The following is a 22,873-nucleotide window of genomic DNA, read 5'->3' on the forward strand; positions in this document are numbered from 1 at the left end:
CTATGAGAATCATGGGACTGGACTATGGATCTAAGACGGTAGGCGTTGCGGTCAGTGATCCTTTGGGAATTACTGCTCAGGGAGTAGAGACAATATGCAGAAAGGACGAGAACAAGCTCAGAAAGACCTGTGCGCGTATCGAAGCACTGATTGAAGAGTATCAGGTTACGAAGATTGTTCTCGGACTTCCGAAGCATATGAATAATGATATTGGAGATCGTGCGGAAAAATCAATGGCATTTGGTGAGATGTTAAAAAGACGGACCGGCCTTGAGGTCGTTATGTGGGACGAGCGTCTGACCACGGTAGAAGCTGAGCGGACTTTGATAGAGAATAAGGTGAGGCGTGAAGACCGCAAGAAGTATATTGATAAGATTGCGGCTGTTTTTATATTGCAGGGATATCTGGATTCACTTGCGCATACGCCCCTGGATTAAGAGGTGGATTATAGATGGAAAAGATTAAATTCATGTCCGAAGAGATGAATGAAGAAGTAGATTTTTATGTACTTGAACAGACAAAAGTTGGTGGGGTGTCTTATATTCTGGTGACAGATTCGGAAGATGATGATGCAGAATGTCTGATTTTGAAAGACACATCAGGAGAGAACCAGTCAGAGAGTGTATACGAGATCGTAGAAGATGATGTAGAGCTTTCTGCTGTTCTGAAAGTATTTGAAGAACTACTTGAAGATGTAGAGATTGAAAGGTAGTTTGGAATGTCTATCAGTAAAGAGAAGTTTAAAGAAATGCTGAGAGAAAAGGGGTTGAAAGTTACCAACCAGCGTATACTGGTACTGGAGGTCCTTGCAGATCATCGTGATAAGCATCTGACTGCAGAAGATATTTATGAATTAGTAAGAGAAGATTATCCGGAAATTGGGCTGGCAACAATTTACCGGACAGTGCAGCTGTTACTGGAAATGCAATTGGTGGATCGTATCAATCTTGATGATGGATGTGCACGTTATGAGATCGGAGAATTCTTCGATGGAGAAGAAAGACATCATCATCATCACCTGATATGCAGAACATGTGGAAAGATCATTCCGTTCAAGGATGATCTTCTGGAAGATCTGGAAGATAAGATCGAAGAGACAACGGGATTTCATGTGTTAGACCACGAATTAAAGTTCTACGGACAGTGCAAGGAGTGCCAAAAAAGAGGCAGAAAAATAGTACGGTAAGCACGTGGAGGTGTAATTTTGAAGAGAGAAAACAATGGAAAAATGCGTATCATTCCACTCGGAGGTCTGGAAAAGATCGGAATGAACATCACAGCTTTTGAGTATGAGGACAGTATTATTGTTGTAGACTGTGGATTATCTTTCCCGGAGGAGGATATGCTCGGAATCGACCTGGTCATTCCGGATGTTACTTATCTGAAGGATAATATCCAGAAAGTCAAAGGATTTGTGATCACCCATGGTCATGAAGACCATATCGGTGCACTCCCTTATATATTAAGAGAACTGAATCTTCCAATCTATGCGACCAAGCTTACGATGGGAATCATCGAGAAGAAGCTGACGGAGCACAATCTGCTTCGCAGTACAAGAAGAAAAGTTGTAAGACACGGACAGTCGATCAATCTGGGTCAGTTCCGTATCGAATTTATCAAGACAAACCACAGTATCCAGGATGCTGCGGCACTGGCGATCTATTCACCGGCCGGTATCGTTGTGCATACAGGAGACTTTAAAGTAGATTATACACCGGTATATGGTGATGCGATCGATCTGCAGAGATTTGCAGAGATCGGAAAGAAAGGTGTACTGGCACTGATGTCGGACAGTACCAATGCGGAGAGACCGGGATTTACCCAGTCTGAGCGTACGGTAGGTATTACATTTGACCACATTTTTGCAGAGCATAAAGATACACGTATTATCATTGCAACATTTGCATCAAATGTAGACCGTGTACAGCAGATCATCAATACGGCATGTAAATATGACCGTAAGGTAGTCGTAGAAGGACGAAGCATGGTGAATATCATTCAGGTTGCACAGGAGCTGGGATACTTAAATGTTCCGGATAAGACACTGATCGAGATCGATCAGCTGAAGAATTATCCACCGGAGAAGACAGTTCTGATCACAACTGGAAGTCAGGGAGAATCAATGGCAGCACTGTCACGTATGGCAGCAGATGTGCATAAGAAAGTAACAATCATGCCTGGCGATACGATCATCTTCAGTTCAAACCCGATCCCTGGAAATGAAAAATCCGTATCCAAGGTCATCAATGAACTGACTGCGAAAGGTGCCAATGTTATCTTCCAGGATGCCCATGTATCCGGTCATGCTTGTCAGGAAGAATTGAAACTGATCTATTCTCTGGTAAAACCGAAATATGCAATTCCGGTCCATGGAGAGTACAGACATCTGAAAGCAAATGCAGGAATCGCCAAGATGCTTGGTATTCCGAAAGAAAATATCTTTATTCTGAAATCGGGTAATGTACTGGAACTCAGCGATAAGGAAGCAAAAGTTGTAGACAACGTGCATACAGGAGAGATCCTGGTAGACGGCCTCGGTGTCGGAGATGTCGGTAATATCGTACTCCGTGACAGACAGCATCTGGCAGAAGACGGTATCATGATCGTTGTACTGACACTGGAGAAGGGAAGCAACCAGCTTCTTGCAGGTCCGGATATTGTATCGCGTGGATTCGTGTATGTAAGAGAGTCTGAAAGTCTGATGGAAGAGGCGAGAAAAGTCCTTACAGAAGCGGTAGAAGACTGTCTGACACACCAGCGTAATGCGGACTGGAGCAAGATCAAGCTTGTGATTCGTGATACGATGAATGATTTCATCTGGAAGCGGACCAAGAGAAGACCAATGATTCTTCCGATTATTATGGACGTATAGAAAGTATAATTATAATTAAACGGGAAATGAGCCGCACATTGTATAAAACAGGCGCCTTCGAACGCAGTGGGCGAAGCCTGTTTTGTGCAGTGTACGGCTCATTCCCTTGTAGAAACTCAAGATGAAAAAATGTGTAACAGATAAAACCGTAACAAATAGAACAGAGGTAGGAATACTATGATCGTAGATGAACGTATGGTCACATACATCCGGTCGCTGGAACGTCCGGAGAATCCTGTCATAGAAGCAATCGAACAGGAAGCGTTAGATAGTTTCGTGCCGATCATCCGGAAGGAAACCCAGAGTTTCCTGAAAGTCATGATGTTGATGAACCGCCCGGCGAGAGTCCTTGAAGTCGGTACAGCAGTCGGATTTTCGGCGATTTTAATGAGCGAATATCTTCCGGAAGGAAGCCATATCACAACGATAGAAAATTATGAAAAAAGAATTCCGATCGCAAGAAATAATTTCAAACGGGCAGGGAAAGAAGAACAGATCACCCTGATCGAAGGGGATGCCCTGGAAGTGATGAAGACACTGGAAGGACCGTATGATTTTATTTTTATGGATGCGGCTAAGGGACAGTATATCCACTATATGCCGGAGGCAGTGAGACTGCTTTCGGATGGTGGCATATTAATGTCGGATAATGTATTACAGGATGGAGATATCATTGAATCCCGGTTCGCGGTTGAACGGAGAAACCGTACGATCCACAGCCGGATGAGGGATTATCTCTATGAATTAAAACACAGTGATGTGCTGGAGACATCGATCATCCCACTGGGAGACGGTGTGGCACTCAGCATTAAGAAGAAAAAAGAAGAGAAGGAGAATCGATAAGATGAGAAACAGACATCCAGAATTACTGATTCCTGCAAGCAGTCTGGAAGTGTTGAAGACTGCGGTTATGTTTGGTGCAGATGCAGTATATATCGGAGGAGAAGCGTTCGGACTTCGTGCAAAGGCAAAAAATTTCTCCATGGAAGACATGAAAGAAGGAGTGCGGTTTGCACATGACCATGGCGCAAGAGTCCATGTCACCGTGAATATTCTTGCACACAATGATGACCTGGAGGGAGCAGCAGAGTATTTAAAAGAACTGAAAGAAATCGGTCCGGACGCTCTGATCATTGCAGACCCGGCAATCTTTATGCTTGCCAAAGAGATCTGCCCGGAGATTGAAAGACACGTCAGCACGCAGGCAAATAATACCAACTACGGTACATTTAACTTCTGGTGGAACCTGGGAGCAAAACGTGTGGTAACAGCCAGAGAGCTTTCGTTAAAAGAGATCAAAGAGATCCGTGCACATATCCCGGAAGAGATGGAGATTGAAAGCTTTATCCACGGGGCAATGTGTATCTCTTATTCCGGAAGATGCCTCTTGAGTAATTTCTTCACAGGAAGAGATGCCAATCAGGGAGCCTGTACACATCCGTGCCGCTGGAAATATTCCGTGGTAGAAGAGACGAGACCGGGCGAATATATGCCGGTATATGAGAATGAAAGAGGTACCTACATTTTCAACTCTAAGGATCTGTGTATGATCGAGCACATTCCGGAGATGATCGATGCCGGAATCGACAGCTTTAAGATCGAAGGACGTATGAAGACGGCCCTGTATGTGGCAACAGTTGCGAGAACGTACCGTAAGGCAATTGATGATTATCTGGAAGATCCGAAGAAATATGAGGCAAATATGCCGTGGTATAAGGATCAGATTTCAAATTGTACCTATCGTCAGTTCACGACAGGATTTTATTTTGGAAAACCAAGTGAAGAAAGCCAGATTTATGACAGTAATACGTATATCAGAGAGTACACATATCTTGGTATCATAGGAGAGATTAAAGACGGACTGTACAGGATTGAACAGCGAAATAAATTCTCGGTAGGCGAAGTGATTGAGATCATGAAACCGGACGGACAGAATGTAGAAGCAACTGTAGAAAAAATCATAGATGAGGATGGAAATGAACAGGAAAGTGCACCACATCCGAAACAGGTGCTTTATGTGGCACTCAGTGCAGATGCATCGGTATATGATATTTTAAGAAGAGCAGAAAAAGAAACAGAATAATCTTATGGAAAAGAAGACAGTGATTCAGTGCAAAAATGGAAAAGCACAGAATCACTGTTTTTTGCATAGAATATAATAAAACTGCCGGGGAGGGAGCCGCTGTATTGAAATCATTTCCCCAACCCCTCACAGCAGCAGAAGAAAAGTATTATGTGCAAAAATATACAGAGGGTGATCTGGAAGCAAAGCATATTTTGATAGAAAGAAATCTGAGGCTGGTTGCCCATATTGTAAAAAAATATCAGCCTCCGCCGGAGGAAATGGAAGATCTTCTGTCTATTGGGACAATAGGACTTATGAAAGCTGTTGTTACGTTTGATCCGGAAAAAAGTGCAAGACTTGCAACATATGCAGCTCGTTGTATAGAAAATGAATTATTGATGCATTTCCGCGGAAAGAAAAAATCGTCAAAAGAAGTCTCTTTGTATGAACCGATCGGAACAGACAGGGAGGGAAATGAGATACAGCTATTTGATGTGATCGAGATGGGAGAAGAAGATGTTCATCACAGGCTCGAAAAAAAAGAAGATGTCATACGATTATATCAGAAAGTTGAGTCAGAACTGTCTGCAAGAGAACGCATAGTATTGAAATTGCGGTATGGATTATATAATGAAGAAGAATATACACAGCGCGAAATCGCCAAAATGTTGGGAATTTCAAGATCATATGTTTCAAGGATTGAGAAGAGTGCAATTGAAAAACTGAGAGCCTTTTTTCCTTCTTAGAAAAGTCTTTAAGAAATCTTTAGAATTATATGGCAATTATTTTAAGAATCAAAGTCTATACTTAACACCATAAGAAAGAGACATATCAGAAGGTATGTGAGAAAGGGTGGCAGTTATGAAAGTACTGGTGTTAAGTGGAAGATTTGGAATGGGACATGAAATGGCAGCCAATGCAATCTGTGAACAGTTCCGTAAGCTTGATAAAGATACAGAAATTGTAAAAAAAGATCTCCTGGAAGAATTATATCCACATATCAGCAAACTTATTTTTGGGGGATTTCGTCTGATGGTGGAGCATTGCCACGGAATATATAACTTTATTTATAAAATGTCTGGAAAAATGAAAGTAGAAATGCAGCCGAGAGGAGCTGCGATTTATAAAAAGTTAAAGAAAATCCTGGAAAAGGAACAGCCGGATGTTATTGTCTGTACACATCCGATGTGTGTAAAGGCAATTGCATCATATAAAGAAAAGACTGGACTTTCGACACCGCTGGTTACATGTATTACAGATATCAGCATGCATCCGGAATGGAAAGCAGATCAGACAGATCTGTATCTGGCACCTACCAGGGAGATTAAGGAGCATCTGATCTGTGAAGGTACAAAAGCAGAGAATATTCTTGTAACAGGAATTCCTGTACGTCAGCAGTTCTTGAATATGGACAGGAAACATCTGGAAAATGAAAAAGAAGTTCGCAGAGTTCTTGTAATGGGAGGCGGACTTGGCCTCATGCCAGATTTGAGAAGATTACTGGGGAAATTGCATAGTATGCAATCGGTTCAGACCATTGTTATTACGGGAAAGAATCATAAAATGTACGAAGAATGGGTGAACCGGTATGAGGATGTCAAAGTACTGGGATATACAGAAAATATCAGTAAATATATGCGGTGGGCAGATCTTGTGATCACAAAAGCCGGAGGGATCACGTTGTTTGAAATTCTTCACAGTCAGGTACCGTTATTTGTGATTCATCCATTTCTGGAGCAGGAAATGAACAATGCAAGGTATGCGGCAGAAAAAGGATTTGCAAAAGTGGTATGGGGAAAACACGAGGATTATATTCCAGAACTGGAAAAACTTCTGAATGACAGAAAACTTCTGAAACAGATGGATGAGAATGTAAGACATGCCCGGAAGGAAATGATAGATGTTTCTCTGGATAAGGCGGTAGAGATCATGGAAGAGAGGATGACGGCATAATGAAGAAAGCAGTAAAGGCAGGAATTATAGGTGCAGGAGCACTTGTATATAGTATCATTCCAACATATCTGATGAAGTACCACTGGATTATCAGAGACAAAAAGATGGCGAAAAAAGAAGAAAAGGTTTTATATCTGACATTTGACGACGGACCTGATACCGTATATACGAACAAATTACTGGATCTTCTGGATCAGGAACAGGTTCCGGCAACCTTTTTCATGGTAGCGGAAGCTGCACAGGGACATCCGGATATTGTGAAACGGATGAAAAAAAGTGGATATTCGATAGGAATACATTCTTTGAGTCATCAAAGTGCAATGCTGTTCGGACCTGGAAGGATGAAAAGGGATCTGAAAGAATCCAGGAAGATTATGGGAAAAATGGGAATTGACGTAAAAGAATACAGACCACCATGGGGACATTTGAACCTGATGAGTTTATACTGCATCAGGAAAATGCATTTGCAACTGATTTTTTGGGATGTAATGGCGCAGGACTGGTCTGCAAAGGAGACGGCAGACAGTATCTGCAATAAAATTCTTAGACGTGTATTTCCGGGAGCAGTGATATGCCTGCATGATGGAAGAGGAGAAAATGGTGCACCGGGAAGAACAATTGAAGCATTGAAAAAAGCAATTCCGATGTTAAAGGCACAAGGATATGAATTTAGAAGGATTGAAGAAAAGTATGAAACAGCGGGAAGGTCAGAGATCAGTTAAAAAATATATTGTGTTATTTATATTGCTGGTGCTCGTAGTCATATTTATTGTATTGAAGGGTGCGGATATAGAATCTGTATGGAATGCAATGAAAAATGCGGATCCGAAATGGCTGACGGCAGGCCTTGGTCTGGCAGCAGTGTTTAATATTGCAGAAGGTATTAATCTGAGAAAAGTTTTAGTATCTTTTGGATATCGGGTAAGCTTTAAAGAGGCTATGAAATATGCATATATTGGCTATTTCTTCAGTTCGGTAACACCATCGGCGACCGGAGGACAGCCATTGCAGCTATATGCGATGAGCAAAGATAAGATCCACGTGGCACATGGAACGATGGCACTTTTAACAGAGCTTACGAGTTTTCAGATTGCAGCATTTCTGATGGAAAACATTGCAGCGCTCTGGATTCTGACAGGAAGAATACACCTGAATAAAATTATGCTGATACTGGCATTGGTTGGTTATATTATGAATCTGGTTTTTATTGCCGCACTGATGATCGTGATCGTATCTGACAGACTGAAAAGAAAAATCGTAAAAGGGATTCGCTTTTTGGTTATGAAACTTCCATTTAGACATAAAGAGAAAATGGAAAGTAAAATCAATGATATATTACACGATTTTGAAAATTGCAAAGATTTTTTTAAAAAAGATCCAAACCTTACATTACAGGTAATTGGGGTGAGCCTGGTACAGATTATCTGCTGGTTCAGCGTTCCGTGGGCAGTATATCATGCAATGGGAGAAGCAGGCAGTACATTTGGAAGTCTTTTTTTACATCAGATTATATTATATATGACAACAGCGCTTCTTCCGTTTCCGGGAGCGGAAGGAATCAGTGAATTTTCTTTTGTAAAATTATTTGCCGGTATGTTTTCTTCGGTACCGGTTGCTGCTGTAGTATTGGTGAATCGTGGGATCAGTTTTTACTTCCTGTTGATCTTAAGTGGAATACTTGGTGTGGTGTTAGGACGTTTTAATGGAAGAAGTGCAGATCAAAGTGGAACGAAATACAAACTGCAACAGGAAACAGAAAATGGAACTGGAAAAATATTGACATAACAGAAAGAATAGGATATGATGATTGCACATTTAACGAAGATGAGGAATCATATATTCTGTTCTTTTTTCGTTTTATCCTATGCAGCAATGCGATGAGCAGCTGCTTCTTTAACGGCTATTTCGGCCGGAATATCAATTGTAAATTTAATTTAATAAGCTTGTACCGAAAAAAGCCGGGTGCAGGAATCACGATCGAACCTGGTGGATACGGATACAGAAAGGAGTATGTAGATGTCGTTTTGTACAGTTTTATCTGCAGCTGTTCAGGGACTGAGTGTAGAGATGATCAGAGTGGAGGCTGATGTCAGTAACGGACTTCCGATGTTTCACATGGTAGGATATCTGTCTTCGGAAGTAAAAGAAGCATCAGAGAGAGTGCGTACAGCAATTCGCAATTCGGGAATGAAATTACCGGCTAAGAAGATTATTGTGAATCTGGCTCCGGCAACAGTTAGAAAAAGAGGAGCGTCGTTTGATCTGCCGATTGCACTGGCGGTTCTGGCGGCAATGAATTATGTACCGGAAGAGGCACTAAAAGGTGTGGCAGTGATTGGTGAGGTGAGTCTGGAGGGGAAAATAAGAGGTGTGTCAGGTGTGCTGCCAATCGTTATGGAAGCTAAGAATCAGGGCTGTACTGCCTGTATTTTGCCGAAAGAAAATGAAATAGAAGGTAGGCTTGTGAGCGGGATAAAGATTCTTCCCGCTGATAATCTGGAAAAACTCTGCGCATATCTGAACGGAGATGAAAAAGAGATACATAGAAAAAAACAGGGAAGGTCCTCCGCACAAAGAAATATTTTCGAAAATAAAAAAGAGGATTTTTCAGACATATGTGGTCAAAATGCGGTGAAGAGGGCAGCGGAGATTGCCGTGGCGGGAGGACATAATTTATTGATGGCAGGACCGCCGGGGTCCGGCAAGTCGATGATTGCAAGAAGGATTGCGACGATTTTACCGGAATTGTCATTGGAGGAGAGCCTGGAGATTACCAGAATATACAGTGTACTTGGAATGATAGATAAAGAGCAGCCTTTGATCACCAGGCGTCCGTTTCGAAGTGTTCATCATACCATAACGAAGACTGCATTAGTTGGAGGTGGAATGACACCAAGACCGGGAGAAATCAGTATGGCTCACGGAGGTGTGTTATTTTTGGATGAACTGGCAGAGTTTCCGAGAAATGTACTGGAAGTGTTGAGACAGCCTTTGGAGGAACATCAGATACATATTGCCAGAAATTATGGAAATTTTACATTTCCGGCAGAATTTATGCTGGTAGCAGCCATGAATCCGTGCCCATGCGGTAATTATCCGGATATGCAGAAATGTTCATGTACGCCGTCACAGATTCAGAAATATCTTGGAAAGATAAGTCAGCCATTTCTGGATCGTATGGATCTGTGTATTGAGACACCGAAAGTGGAGTACCGGGAACTGGATATAGAAAGGATAGGAAAAAAAGAGGAGGAATCATCGGAGGTAATACGAAGCAGAGTAGTAGAAGCAAGAAAATTACAGAAAAAAAGATACGAGGGAACGCAAATTCGTACAAACTCTATGCTTGGACCGGGAGAAATCAGGACCTATATTCCATTAGGCAGTGCGGAAAGAAAGTTGATGGAGAAGGCATTTGAAAGGATGGGGCTGACAGCGAGAACATATCATAAGATTTTACGAGTTGCAAGAACGATCGCTGATTTGGATTACAGTGAAAAAGTGACGGAGAAGCATTTAAAAGAGGCAATCGCTTATCGGTCGTTGGATAAAAAATATTGGGGACGTTAAGAAAGGAGAAAAGCAGATGATCTACGAATACTGGCTGGCAGGAATAAAAGAGATTACAGATCTGAAGAAGCAAAAACTAAGAGAGGTATATGGATCTGGAAAAGCCATATATTATATAGAAGAAACTAAGTTAGATAAACTGCGCTTTCTAAACGAGAAGGATGTGGCGATATTAAAGAATGCAAAAAAAGATACAAAACTTGAAGAAAAATGGAGAAAGACAGAAGAAAAAAGAATACAGTTTATACCGTACTTTTTAAAAACGTATCCGGAAAAACTGAAATATATTACCGATCCTCCGTATGCATTATATGTACTCGGACAACTTCCGGATGAAAAAAGAAAAAGTGCGGCGATTGTAGGGGCGAGAAACTGTACGGCGTATGGTGAACAGATGGCATTACAATATGGAAAAAGCCTTGCAGAAGCAGGAATACAGATAATAAGTGGTATGGCAAGAGGAATTGACGGTGCAGGACAAAGAGGAGCGTTAAATAGCAGTTGGGCTAAAGAAAGTGGTGTGACATATGCGGTACTTGGATGCGGAGTGGATGTCTGTTATCCAAGAGAGAATATAGGATTGTATATGGATATACAGGAAAAAGGAGGAATAGTATCCGAATTTTCACCAGGAACCCAGCCGTATGCGTGGAATTTTCCAAGAAGAAATCGAATCATCAGTGCGCTGGCGGACTGGATACTTATTATGGAAGCAAAAGAAAGGAGCGGATCATTGATTACTGCGGATCTTGCACTGGAGCAGGGAAAGGATGTATATGCTCTTCCGGGACCGGTAAACAGTGTGTTAAGTCAGGGGTGTCACAGACTGATCAGGCAGGGAGCGGGGATACTGATTACCCCGGAAGAATTGATGGATGAATGGAACATTAATCCGGTGGAAATCGGGCAAAAAGGAAACAAAAGTGAAAAAATGCTTGAAAGTCCTGAGTTTATGGTGTATAGTTGTCTCGATTTGTTTCCGAAAGGGACAAATCAGCTGATGAAAGAAACAGGACTTTCGGTTACAGAGTTAATGGAAAGACTGATCACGTTAGAATTAAATGGATATGTAAAGGAAGTATCCAGAAATTATTATATAAGGCTGCAGTAAAGATACAGCCGCTATTATGGAGGAAATTATGGCACGCTATCTGGTAATCGTGGAGTCACCTGCGAAGGTGAAAACAATTAAAAAGTTTTTAGGAAGTAATTATGTAGTGACCGCATCGAATGGTCACGTAAGAGATATGCCCAAGAGCCAGATGGGTATCGATATTGAAAATGATTATGAACCAAAATATATAACGATCAGAGGAAAGGGAGAAATCCTTGCAAAGCTTCGCAAGGAAGTGAAGAAAGCTGACAAGATTTATCTGGCAACTGACCCGGACCGTGAAGGAGAAGCAATATCCTGGCATCTGAGTAAAGCGTTAAAATTAGAGGATAAAAAATTTTATCGAATCAGTTTTAATGAGATTACCAAGAATGCAGTAAAAGCGTCGCTTAAGAATCCAAGAGAGATAGACATGGATCTGGTAGATGCACAGCAGGCACGTCGTGTCCTGGACAGAATTGTAGGCTACAAGATCAGTCCGCTTTTGTGGGCAAAGGTTAAGAGGGGATTAAGTGCCGGCCGTGTACAGTCTGTTGCACTTCGAATTATTGCAGACAGAGAAGAGGAGATAGATGCATTTATACCGGAAGAGTATTGGACACTTGATGCGAATCTGAAAGTGAAAGGCGAAAGAAAACTTCTTACGGCTAAATTCTATGGAACAGAGAAAAATAAGATGACGATTTCATCAAAGGAAGAACTGGATGCAATTGTCAAAGAAGTAGAGAATGCAGATTATTCTGTTGCAGACATAAAAAAAGGAGAAAGAACAAAGAAAGCACCGGTACCTTTTACAACCAGTACACTTCAGCAGGAAGCGTCTAAAGCGCTGAATTTTGCGACGGCTAAGACAATGCGTATTGCGCAGCAGTTATATGAAGGTGTTGACATCAAGGGCAGTGGAACGGTAGGTCTGATCACATATCTGCGTACTGATTCTACCCGTATTTCAGAGGAAGCAGATGCAGCAGTAAGAGAATATATCAAAGAAGGATTCGGAGAAGAATATGTAGCGGAGGGTGATGCAAAGAAGACTTCTGATAAGAAAATCATTCAGGATGCGCATGAGGCGATTCGTCCGACTGATGTAACCAGAACTCCAGCAGCAGTGAAAGAATTCCTGAGCAGGGATCAGTTCCGTCTGTATCAGCTTGTGTGGAAACGCTTTATCGCCAGCAGAATGCAGCCGGCGAGATATGAGACCACTTCTGTTAAGATTGCAGCAGGACAGTACCGTTTTACTGTTGCCGCATCCAAAGTTTCATTTGAAGGTTTCAAAAGTGTGTACACAGAAGCGGGAGAGGCAAAAGAAGAGAACAATGTATTATTAAAAGGTCTCGATATGGATTCGGTTCTTACGAAGGAAAGCCTTGATACGAAGCAGCACTTTACGCAGCCGCCGGCTCATTATACAGAAGCAACACTGGTTAAGACACTGGAAGAACTCGGAATCGGCCGTCCAAGTACTTATGCGCCGACAATTTCCACAATTATTGCAAGACGTTATGTGGCCAAAGAAAATAAAAATCTCTATCTGACTGAGATTGGAGAAGTTGTAAATCATATTATGAAGCAGTCATTCCCAAGTATTGTAGATGTGAACTTTACAGCTAATATGGAAAGTCTTCTTGATGGAGTCGCAGAAGGCAAAGTCAGATGGAAAACAATTATTGAAAACTTCTATCCAGATCTGGAAGCAGCAGTAGAAAAAGCTGAAAAAGAACTGGAACAGGTGAAAATAGAAGATGAAGTTACAGATGTAATCTGTGAACAATGTGGACGTAATATGGTAGTGAAGTATGGTCCGCATGGAAAATTCCTGGCTTGTCCAGGATTCCCGGATTGCCGTAACACCAAACCATATCTGGAAAAAATAGGAGTACCATGCCCAATCTGCGGAAAAGACGTTGTAATCCGTAAAACGAAAAAAGGAAGAAGATATTACGGATGTGAAGATAATCCGGAATGTGAATTTATGTCATGGCAGAAGCCATCAACAAAAAAATGCCCGAGATGTGGCGCATATATGCTTGAAAAGGGAAATAAACTGGTCTGCAGTGATGAACAGTGTGGATATGTAGAAAATATTGAAAATACTAAGGAAAATTAGGAAAATTCGTTGAATGTTTCAGAATTGTATGATAATATACATTCATAAGGATGGAGGAATGTAAATGGGCGTACAATTGTTGGATAAAACCAGAAAAATCAACAAATTACTGCATAACAACAGTTCGAGCAAAGTCGTATTTAACGATATCTGTGAAGTCCTTACAGAGATTCTGGATTCGAACGTATTGGTGATCAGTAAAAAAGGAAAAGTGCTTGGCGGAAGCAAATGTGAAGGTGTGCCTTACATTACCGAATTGATCGAGAGAGAGATCGGAAAGCATGTAGATGATATGCTGAATGAGCGCCTGCTTAGTATCTTATCAACAAAAGAAAATGTAAATCTTCAGACACTTGGATTTTCCGAAGAAACTGTCAAAGGTTACCAGGCGATCATTACACCTATTGACATTGCCGGAGAACGACTTGGAACACTTTTTATTTATAAAAAAGATAAGGTGTATGAAATTGACGACATTATTCTGAGCGAATATGGAACGACGGTCGTTGGCCTTGAGATGTTAAGATCCGTGAATGAAGAAAGTGCAGAAGAGACCAGAAAAGAGCATATTGTACAGTCTGCGATCAGCACATTGTCTTATTCGGAACTGGAGGCGATCATTCATATATTTGATGAACTGGATGGAGCCGAAGGAATCCTTGTTGCAAGTAAGATTGCAGATCGAGTAGGAATTACAAGATCCGTTATTGTAAATGCTCTTAGAAAATTCGAAAGTGCAGGGGTAATAGAATCCCGCTCTTCGGGAATGAAAGGAACGTATATTAAAGTAATCAATGATTACGTATTTACTGAACTGGACCGCATTAAAGCAGAACGTACAAAATAATAAGAATTATAAAGGGTATCGGGCGACTGATACCCTTTTCATACTATAAAAGGAGGATACAGGCAGTGGGATATGAAGGATGTACAGCAAAACTCCGAATGGAACGTGTGATTCTGGAGGACAGTTTTTTTGATGAAACGGAATATTTATGTAAGATCATAGCATATGATGAGGAAGAAGAAACGTTGTATCTGGTATCTGAAGAAGCGGAACTTACATCATATTCATTGGATGGTATTTATGAATGCAGCATTGAGAATTTAGAAGATCCGGTGATATGTAAAGGAATTATAAAAGAACGTTACTGGAATAAGGCTGGAAAAGTGATGAAATTCAAAATACAAAACGGATTTTATAAAAAACTTCTAAACTAAATAGAAAGTGTGTTGACAAACCAAAAAGAGAGTGCTATTTTATATCTAGAATCTTTCAGCACTCTCTTTTGTTGAGTGCTAATAATACAGAAAATGATTTAAGGAGGAATAGATATGAAGTTAGTACCATTAGGTGACAGAGTTGTATTAAAACAGTGTGTAGCAGAGGAGACTACAAAGTCAGGAATCGTGATCCCTGGACAGTCCAAAGAAAAACCACAGCAGGCAGAGGTTATCGCTGTAGGACCAGGCGGAATGGTAAATGGAAAAGAAGTTGAGATGCACGTTACAGCAGGTCAGCAGGTAATTTATTCCAAATATGCAGGAACAAATGTTGAGATCGATGACGAAGAATACATCATCGTAAAACAAGATGATATTTTAGCCATCTGTGAGTAATTAAGCAAATCATTTATATATTTCAGGAGGTAGATACCAATGGCAAAAGAAATTAAATATGGTGCAGAAGCAAGAAGAGCTTTGGAAGAAGGCGTTAATAAACTTGCTGATACAGTAAGAGTAACAATCGGACCAAAAGGACGTAATGTAGTTCTGGATAAATCATTCGGAGCACCACTGATCACAAATGATGGTGTTACAATTGCAAAAGAGATCGAACTGGAAGACAGATTTGAGAACATGGGAGCACAGCTGATTAAAGAAGTCGCTTCCAAGACAAATGATGTAGCCGGAGACGGTACTACAACAGCAACCGTACTTGCACAGGCAATGGTTCATGAAGGTATGAAGAACCTGGAAGCAGGAGCTAACCCAATCATTCTTCGTAAAGGAATGAAGAAAGCTACAGATGTGGCTGTTGAAGCAATTGCAAAGATGTCAAGCAAAGTAAAAGACAAAGACCAGATTGCAAAAGTAGCAGCAATCTCAGCAGGTGATGCTGAAGTCGGACAGATGGTAGCAGACGCTATGGAAAAAGTATCTAATGACGGAGTCATCACAATTGAAGAATCTAAAACTATGAAGACAGAGCTGGACCTTGTAGAAGGAATGCAGTTTGACCGCGGATATGTATCTGCATATATGGCAACAGACATGGACAAAATGGAGGCTAATCTGGATGATCCATATATCCTGATCACAGATAAGAAGATTTCTAACATTCAGGAAATCCTTCCACTTCTGGAGCAGATCGTTCAGGCGGGAGCAAGACTTCTTATCATTGCAGAGGATATCGAAGGAGAAGCTCTTACAACACTGATCGTTAATAAACTGCGTGGAACATTCAATGTTGTTGCAGTTAAAGCACCTGGATATGGCGACAGAAGAAAAGAGATGTTAAAAGACATCGCTACACTGACAGGTGGTCAGGTAATTTCAGAAGAGCTTGGCATGGAACTGAAAGATACAACTATGGATCAGCTTGGACGCGCAAAATCTGTAAAAGTACAGAAAGAAAATACAGTCATCGTTGATGGCATGGGAGACAAGAATGCAATCGCAGATCGTGTTGCACAGATCAAGGCTCAGATCGAAGAGACAACATCTGATTTCGATAGAGAAAAACTGCAGGAAAGACTTGCAAAACTTGCAGGCGGAGTAGCTGTTATCCGTGTCGGAGCAGCAACAGAGACTGAGATGAAAGAAGCAAAACTTCGTATGGAAGATGCTCTGAATGCTACAAGAGCAGCAGTAGAAGAAGGCATCATTTCCGGTGGTGGATCAGCTTATATCCATGCATCAAAAGCAGTTGCTAAGGCAATTGAAGAACTGGAAGGCGATGAGAAGACAGGTGCCAAAGTTGTACTGAAAGCCCTGGAAGCTCCGTTATTCCACATTTCTGCAAATGCAGGACTCGAAGGTGCTGTTATTATTAACAAAGTAAGAGAGTCAGAAGTCGGAACAGGATTTGATGCCCTGACAGAACAGTATGTAGATATGGTTGAAAACGGAATTCTTGATCCGGCAAAGGTTACAAGAAGTGCGCTTCAGAATGCAACATCTGTTGCTTCTACACTCCTTACAACAGAGTCTGTTGTGGCTGATATCAAAGAAGATGCACCAGCTGTGCCGGCAGGAAATCCGGGCATGGGTATGATGTAAATCATAAACGGTATATATATTAAATTTTTGAGAACTCCTCGTCAGAGGAGTTTTCTTTTTACTGTCAGGTGTGCTACAATAGACATAGCTTAAAGCAGACTTGGAGGAAAGAAAAATGGATGATTTTTACACAGAGCAGCTGATAAAAAAACAGGCGGACTCAAAGGATACACTTAAGAAAGTGGGACTGATAGCATTAACTGTTGTGTCAGTGCTTTTGGTTTTTGTTATACCGGTGGGAATTATATTACCAGTTGTGATGATCGTGATCGATGTGCTGATGTTCCGCAATCTGAATGTGGAGTATGAGTATGTATTTGTAAATGGTGATCTTGATATTGACAAAATCATGAATAAGGCCAGAAGAAAAAGGATGTTTTCTGTAGATGCAGATCAGATGGAACTTCTGGCACCGGTCGGGGCGGTAGAATTAATGCAGTATAAAAAGATTAAAACATATGATTACACATCTGGAAAAAAAGATGAGAAAATTTATGCGCTGATCGCTTCAAATAAAGGCGAAGTGTGCAAGGTTTTGTTCGAACCAAATGAGACAATTGTTGAAGGATTCTTTGTTAAAGCACCTAGAAAAGTAATCAGAAAGTAATCAGAAAATTAATCAAAAACTGAAAAAAATATTGTATTAAAATAAAAACATTTCAAAAGATGTTGACAAATGTAGGTGTGATTCGCTAAGATAGCTGTTAAATATGAATAAACAAAAGAAAGAGAGGTTCAAATCATGGGAAAGATAATTGGAGAAGGTATTACATTTGATGATGTGCTTTTGGTTCCGTCATATTCAGAAGTAATTCCGAACCAGGTAGATTTATCTACTTACCTGACTAAAAAAATTAAGTTAAACATTCCGATGATGAGTGCTGGAATGGATACCGTTACAGAGCACCGCATGGCAATTGCAATGGCCAGACAGGGGGGCATCGGAATTATCCATAAAAATATGTCAATCGAACAGCAGGCAGAAGAAGTGGACAAGGTAAAGCGTTCCGAGAATGGCGTCATTACAGATCCATTTTACTTGTCACCGGATAACACACTGGAAGATGCGAATAACCTGATGGCGAAATTCAGAATTTCAGGTGTGCCGATCACTGAAGGAAAGAAATTAGTTGGTATTATTACAAACCGTGATTTGAAATTTGAAGAGGATTTCTCTAAAAAGATCAGAGAATCGATGACTTCCGAAGGACTTATTACAGCACCGGAGGGAATCACATTGGAAGACGCAAAGAAGATTCTTGCAAAAGCAAGAAAAGAAAAGCTTCCGATCGTAGATAAAGATTTCAATCTGAAAGGTCTTATTACGATTAAAGATATTGAAAAACAGATTAAATATCCGTTATCTGCAAAAGATGCTCAGGGACGTCTCCTTTGTGGAGCAGCAATCGGAATCACAGCAAATTGCCTTGAAAGAGCACAGGCACTGGTAGATGCAAAGGTTGATGTGGTTGTTCTTGATTCGGCTCATGGACATTCAGCAAACGTGCTTCATACAGTAGACATGATCAAGAGTAAATTCCCTGATCTGCAGGTGATCGCAGGTAATGTTGCTACAGGAGCTGCAACAGAGGATCTGATCAAAGCTGGTGTCGATGCTGTAAAAGTTGGAATCGGACCTGGATCAATCTGTACAACACGTATTATCGCAGGTATCGGTGTTCCTCAGATTACAGCGGTTATGGATTGCTACGAAGCAGCAGATAAATACGGAATTCCAATCATTGCAGATGGAGGAATTAAGTATTCAGGAGATATGACAAAGGCAATCGCAGCCGGAGCAAATGTATGTATGATGGGAAGTATCTTTGCAGGATGTGATGAGAGCCCGGGAACATTCGAATTATTCCAGGGTAGAAAATATAAAGTATATCGTGGTATGGGATCTATCGCAGCAATGGAGAATGGAAGCAAAGACCGTTACTTCCAGACAGATGCGAAGAAGCTGGTTCCGGAAGGTGTAGAAGGACGAGTTGCTTATAAAGGAAGCGTTGAAGATACAGTATTCCAGTTGATGGGAGGCCTTCGTTCCGGTATGGGATATTGCGGAGCAGCGACAATTGAAGATCTGAAACAGACAGGTAAATTCGTAAAGATTTCTTCTGCTTCATTAAAAGAAAGTCATCCACATGATATTCACATTACAAAAGAAGCACCAAACTACAGTGTAGATGAATAAAGAAAGATTAAGGCGTCGTGAAAACGGCGCCTTTTTAACTACATATTTGAAAAAATTGGAAAGATCTGGCATATAAAAAATATAATAAAATTTTCTTTGCATCAAGGTTTTCAGCGGTGAATATATAGAGTATAATAAGATTTAGATAGTGTACTTGGTATATAAATGAGAATAATAAATATACAAGTAATATTAAAAAATATAAAGAAAAAAGGAGATACCTGGACATGAAAAAAGAATTTGGAGCAACAAAGAACGGGGAAAAAGCAAGCTGTTATGTACTGAAAAACAGCAAAGGAATGGAGGCAGTGGTATCAGATTTTGGAGCTTCTTTACTGAAACTTTATGTACCGGATAAAGATGGAAAGACACAGGATGTTGTGCTTGGATATGAGACACTGGAGGATTACGAGAATGGAGGAGATTCTCTGGGGGCTACAGTAGGCCGTGTGGCAAACCGTATTGGAATGGCCGAATTCGAACTGAACGGAAAGAAATATGAACTGACAAAGAACGATAATGGGAAAAATACACTTCATGGAGGAATTGATTTCTATAATAAAAGAATGTGGGATGTAAAAGAAGAGGATGATACACATGTGGTATTTGCACTTGTAAGTCCGGATGGGGATCAGGGATTCCCGGGAGAAGTGAAAATAGAGGTATCTTATACAATCACAGAAGAAAATGAATTAAAGATTCATTATCATGCAATTCCGGATCAGGATACTCTTCTGAATATGACAAATCACAGCTATTTTAACTTATCAGGACATGCTTCCGGAACGGCATGGAACGCAAAGGTGTGGATAGATGCAGATGCATTTACTGAAACAGATGCAGAACTGATTCCGACAGGAACGGTAGTTCCGGTAGAAGGAACACCGATGGATTTTAGAAAAGAGAAAGTCGTTGAAAAAGAAATCGGAGCAGATTATACACCACTGAAGCTGGCAGGCGGCTATGACCACAACTGGGTATTAAATGGAAAAGGATTCAGAAAAGCAGCCTCTGCTGAATCTGAAGAGACAGGTATTAAGATGGAAGTGTATACTGACCTTCCGGGAATACAGTTCTATTCCGGTAATTTCCTTGCAGGATCAAAAGGAAAAGAGGGAGCTGTGTATGAAAAAGGATATGGTATATGCTTTGAAACACAGTACTTCCCAGATGCCATTCATAAAGAAAATTTTGAATCTCCGATCACAAAGGCCGGAGAAGTATATGATACGACAACTGTATACAAATTCTGCTAATTTCATAAAAATATAAGAATCTCTTCAAAAGACATTTAAAAATGAATGATAAGATAGATGAAAGTGTACTATATATGGAGAGATAAAAAAGAGATAAAAATGAAACGAAGCAGGAAAAGAAAAAAGAATAAAACGCTGAGCCGTTCTAAAAAAGGATTGATTATTCTTATTATAATAACGGTTTTGCTTTGTGTGGTGACAACTTTAAAAAAACAGGAGCAGTCGAAAGAATATACGGAAAATAAAAGTGATTACATAGATTCCGTAAAGCCGGATATAGACGTAGAACTGCTGACACCGAATGAATATTCCCGGCCTGGGATTGCAACAAATAAGATTATCGGAATTGTGGTTCATTATACAGCGAATCCCGGTGCCACAGCTATGAATAACCGTGACTACTTCGAGGGACTGAAAGATAGCCACATTACGAAAGCAAGCAGTAACTTTGTTGTAGGACTGGAAGGAGAGATTGTTCAGTGTGTACCGACGTGGGAGATAGCATATGCTTCAAACAGCAGGAATATTGATACAGTATCAATTGAATGCTGTCACCCGGACGAGACGGGAATTTTTAATAAAAAGACATATCAATCCATGGTGGATCTTTGTGCATGGCTGTGTCTGAAATTTGATCTGGATGAAAATGATGTTATAAGACATTATGATGTGACCGGAAAGATTTGCCCTAAATATTTTGTGGAAAATGAGGATGCGTGGAGAAAGTTCAAAAGTGATATAGGAACAAAATTGAAAAAATTAGAGGAATATCAATAAATCTCCTTACTTTTATCACAGATTAAACACAATTGAGCTGTAAACTACAAGCATAAGATATGAAAGGGGCAATCAGATATGGAAAATCAATATAATTATTATACATCCGATCAGAATATGAATACAGAAAATTACAGCACGGGTGGAAACCAGGATCAAGGTCCGAAGAAAAAACACGGAAAGGGCGCCTCAAGATGGGCAAAAGTGGTATGTACAGGACTGGTTTTCGGAGTGGTTGCAAGTGCGGCATTTCAGACAAGTAATATTGTGGCTGGAAAAGTTTTGGGAACCACACAGACAACAAACAAAACTGCAAAAACAACAACGACAGCCAATAGTGCAAAACTGACAACATCTTCTAACAGTTCTTCGGGTACGGCTAATGTAACAGAGGTCGCAAAGAATGCAATGCCATCCATTGTTTCTATTACAAATATGAGCGTGCAGGAGGTACAGAATTTCTTCGGAGGTACACAGAAACAGAAAAGTGAGAGCGCGGGTTCAGGTATTATCGTAGGTCAGAATGATTCAGAATTATTGATTGTAACGAATAATCATGTTGTAGAAGGAAGCAGTACATTGACTGTAACATTTATAGATGAAGAAAGTGTAGAAGCTGATATTAAGGGAACGGATTCGGATAAAGACCTTGCGGTAGTAGCAGTTCCTTTAAGTAAAATCAAAGATTCAACGATGAATAAGATCGCGGTAGCAACCTTGGGTGATTCGGATAAAACCCAGGTGGGAGATCAGGTAATCGCAATTGGTAATGCGCTTGGATATGGACAGTCAGTAACAACCGGTATCGTATCCGCTAAAGAACGTACAATGGACAGCTATGACGGAAAACTTCTTCAGACAGATGCGGCTATTAACCCTGGAAACAGTGGTGGAGCACTTTTAAATGCGAACGGAGAAGTGATTGGTATTAATTCTGCAAAGATTGCAACCGAGACAGTAGAAGGAATCGGATATGCAATTCCTGTATCAGATGTAAGTGATCTGATTACGAATCTTATGAACCAGAAAACAAAAACAAAAGTTGCAGAATCCGAAAGAGGCTATATTGGAATTAAGGGTGTAGATGTAACATCAGACAGTGCTCAAATGTATAATATGCCGACGGGTGTATATGTATCAGAAGTTATTTCCGGTGGTGGTGCAGAAAAGGCTGGTATTACAAAAGGTGCTGTTATTACAGGAATTGAAGGAACAACAGTAGATGGAATGGATGCACTTCAGGAACAGCTTCAATATTATAAAGCCGGAGAAAAGGTAAAAATTACAGTTCAGACACAGAGCAAGAATGGCGAATATGAGAAAAAAGATGTTGAAGTAACATTAGGAAAACAATCTGAATAATTTGGATAAAAAATTGATATTTGCAAATTGATGTAGTATAATGTCAATGTATGTAAGATATACACAGCCGAAAGGTCTGAAAGCACAGTTTGAAATAATACACTATGGGGAGGGACAGATTCATATGAAGTGTCCAATATGTGGTCAGGAATTAAGACCAGGAAAAAAAGATCCGAATTATCTGTTGTGCTATAATTGCAAAAAGAAGTTCAAAATTCCACAAAGTGCTCACAAAGTACAGAAGAGAGCGGAAAAGCCGGAGCCTGAAGAGCAGAAGTATTCGAATATACCGCCGAAAGAGGTACGTGAAAAACG

The 22,873-nt window shown here is 40.6% G+C and carries 23 protein-coding genes (1 of these 23 cut by a window edge); all 23 read left to right on the plus strand.

Annotated elements, in window-relative coordinates; genetic code table 11:
• The first annotated feature begins 2 nt into the window (after window positions 1-2).
• On the plus strand, window positions 3-437 hold the full coding sequence (gene ruvX, locus NQ508_RS04890) for a Holliday junction resolvase RuvX (RefSeq protein WP_028086993.1): 435 nt from the start codon (window positions 3-5) through the stop codon (window positions 435-437).
• Window positions 438-451: 14 nt separating this feature from the next.
• Window positions 452-712, plus strand: a complete 261-nt coding sequence (locus tag NQ508_RS04895) for a DUF1292 domain-containing protein (protein ID WP_006428555.1) — start codon at window positions 452-454, stop codon at window positions 710-712.
• 6 nt (window positions 713-718) lie between these two features.
• Complete coding sequence (locus tag NQ508_RS04900; protein ID WP_006428554.1) at window positions 719-1,186, plus strand: Fur family transcriptional regulator; 468 nt, start codon at window positions 719-721, stop codon at window positions 1,184-1,186.
• A gap of 18 nt (window positions 1,187-1,204) precedes the next feature.
• Window positions 1,205-2,872, plus strand: coding sequence for a ribonuclease J (locus NQ508_RS04905; protein ID WP_022415138.1), 1,668 nt, complete (start codon window positions 1,205-1,207; stop codon window positions 2,870-2,872).
• A 177-nt stretch (window positions 2,873-3,049) separates the two neighbouring features.
• Entirely contained in the window at window positions 3,050-3,715 is a 666-nt protein-coding gene (locus tag NQ508_RS04910; protein WP_006428552.1) for an O-methyltransferase, read from the plus strand.
• Between the two features lies 1 nt (window position 3,716).
• A complete protein-coding gene (locus NQ508_RS04915; protein WP_006428551.1) occupies window positions 3,717-4,955 on the plus strand; it encodes a peptidase U32 family protein in 1,239 nt (412 codons plus the stop codon).
• A gap of 104 nt (window positions 4,956-5,059) precedes the next feature.
• Complete coding sequence (gene sigK, locus NQ508_RS04920; RefSeq protein ID WP_055194621.1) at window positions 5,060-5,683, plus strand: RNA polymerase sporulation sigma factor SigK; 624 nt, start codon at window positions 5,060-5,062, stop codon at window positions 5,681-5,683.
• Window positions 5,684-5,798: 115 nt separating this feature from the next.
• Entirely contained in the window at window positions 5,799-6,890 is a 1,092-nt protein-coding gene (locus NQ508_RS04925) for an MGDG synthase family glycosyltransferase (protein WP_006428549.1), read from the plus strand.
• Window positions 6,890-7,612, plus strand: coding sequence for a polysaccharide deacetylase family protein (locus NQ508_RS04930; protein WP_006428548.1), 723 nt, complete (start codon window positions 6,890-6,892; stop codon window positions 7,610-7,612). Before NQ508_RS04925 ends, NQ508_RS04930 begins: the two co-directional genes overlap by 1 nt.
• Window positions 7,581-8,675, plus strand: a complete 1,095-nt coding sequence (locus NQ508_RS04935; protein WP_006428547.1) for a lysylphosphatidylglycerol synthase transmembrane domain-containing protein — start codon at window positions 7,581-7,583, stop codon at window positions 8,673-8,675. Before NQ508_RS04930 ends, NQ508_RS04935 begins: the two co-directional genes overlap by 32 nt.
• 231 nt (window positions 8,676-8,906) lie before the next feature.
• On the plus strand, window positions 8,907-10,460 hold the full coding sequence (locus NQ508_RS04940; protein WP_173733086.1) for a YifB family Mg chelatase-like AAA ATPase: 1,554 nt from the start codon (window positions 8,907-8,909) through the stop codon (window positions 10,458-10,460).
• Between the two features lie 16 nt (window positions 10,461-10,476).
• Window positions 10,477-11,571 (plus strand): DNA-processing protein DprA, encoded by a 1,095-nt coding sequence (gene dprA, locus NQ508_RS04945; RefSeq protein WP_173733085.1) that lies wholly within the window; start codon window positions 10,477-10,479, stop codon window positions 11,569-11,571.
• Between the two features lie 28 nt (window positions 11,572-11,599).
• Window positions 11,600-13,684 (plus strand): type I DNA topoisomerase, encoded by a 2,085-nt coding sequence (gene topA / locus NQ508_RS04950; RefSeq protein WP_055213645.1) that lies wholly within the window; start codon window positions 11,600-11,602, stop codon window positions 13,682-13,684.
• A 64-nt stretch (window positions 13,685-13,748) separates the two neighbouring features.
• Complete coding sequence (gene codY, locus NQ508_RS04955; protein WP_006428541.1) at window positions 13,749-14,531, plus strand: GTP-sensing pleiotropic transcriptional regulator CodY; 783 nt, start codon at window positions 13,749-13,751, stop codon at window positions 14,529-14,531.
• A gap of 65 nt (window positions 14,532-14,596) precedes the next feature.
• Window positions 14,597-14,905 (plus strand): hypothetical protein, encoded by a 309-nt coding sequence (locus NQ508_RS04960; protein ID WP_022415148.1) that lies wholly within the window; start codon window positions 14,597-14,599, stop codon window positions 14,903-14,905.
• A gap of 114 nt (window positions 14,906-15,019) precedes the next feature.
• Window positions 15,020-15,304 carry a co-chaperone GroES gene (locus NQ508_RS04965; RefSeq protein ID WP_006428539.1) on the plus strand — a complete coding sequence of 95 codons (285 nt, stop codon included), beginning with the start codon at window positions 15,020-15,022 and terminating at the stop codon, window positions 15,302-15,304.
• A gap of 39 nt (window positions 15,305-15,343) precedes the next feature.
• Window positions 15,344-16,966: a chaperonin GroEL gene (gene groL, locus NQ508_RS04970; protein WP_006428538.1), complete on the plus strand. Its 1,623-nt coding sequence runs from the start codon at window positions 15,344-15,346 to the stop codon at window positions 16,964-16,966.
• A gap of 115 nt (window positions 16,967-17,081) precedes the next feature.
• Window positions 17,082-17,573: a DUF6106 family protein gene (locus tag NQ508_RS04975; protein ID WP_006428537.1), complete on the plus strand. Its 492-nt coding sequence runs from the start codon at window positions 17,082-17,084 to the stop codon at window positions 17,571-17,573.
• A 135-nt stretch (window positions 17,574-17,708) separates the two neighbouring features.
• Window positions 17,709-19,163: an IMP dehydrogenase gene (gene guaB, locus NQ508_RS04980; RefSeq protein WP_006428536.1), complete on the plus strand. Its 1,455-nt coding sequence runs from the start codon at window positions 17,709-17,711 to the stop codon at window positions 19,161-19,163.
• Between the two features lie 227 nt (window positions 19,164-19,390).
• Window positions 19,391-20,419 carry an aldose epimerase family protein gene (locus NQ508_RS04985; RefSeq protein WP_006428535.1) on the plus strand — a complete coding sequence of 343 codons (1,029 nt, stop codon included), beginning with the start codon at window positions 19,391-19,393 and terminating at the stop codon, window positions 20,417-20,419.
• 99 nt (window positions 20,420-20,518) lie between these two features.
• Window positions 20,519-21,196 carry a peptidoglycan recognition protein family protein gene (locus NQ508_RS04990; protein WP_022415152.1) on the plus strand — a complete coding sequence of 226 codons (678 nt, stop codon included), beginning with the start codon at window positions 20,519-20,521 and terminating at the stop codon, window positions 21,194-21,196.
• 78 nt (window positions 21,197-21,274) lie between these two features.
• Window positions 21,275-22,558 carry a S1C family serine protease gene (locus NQ508_RS04995; protein ID WP_006428533.1) on the plus strand — a complete coding sequence of 428 codons (1,284 nt, stop codon included), beginning with the start codon at window positions 21,275-21,277 and terminating at the stop codon, window positions 22,556-22,558.
• A 124-nt stretch (window positions 22,559-22,682) separates the two neighbouring features.
• Window positions 22,683-22,873 carry the 5' portion of an FYVE zinc finger domain-containing protein gene (locus NQ508_RS05000; protein WP_044920531.1) on the plus strand. It continues 223 nt past the right edge of the window, so 191 of the gene's 414 nt are visible here — the first part of the coding sequence; the start codon lies at window positions 22,683-22,685; its stop codon lies beyond the right edge, outside the window.

Source organism: Dorea longicatena, assembly GCF_025150085.1.
Classification (GTDB): domain Bacteria; phylum Bacillota; class Clostridia; order Lachnospirales; family Lachnospiraceae; genus Dorea_A; species Dorea_A longicatena.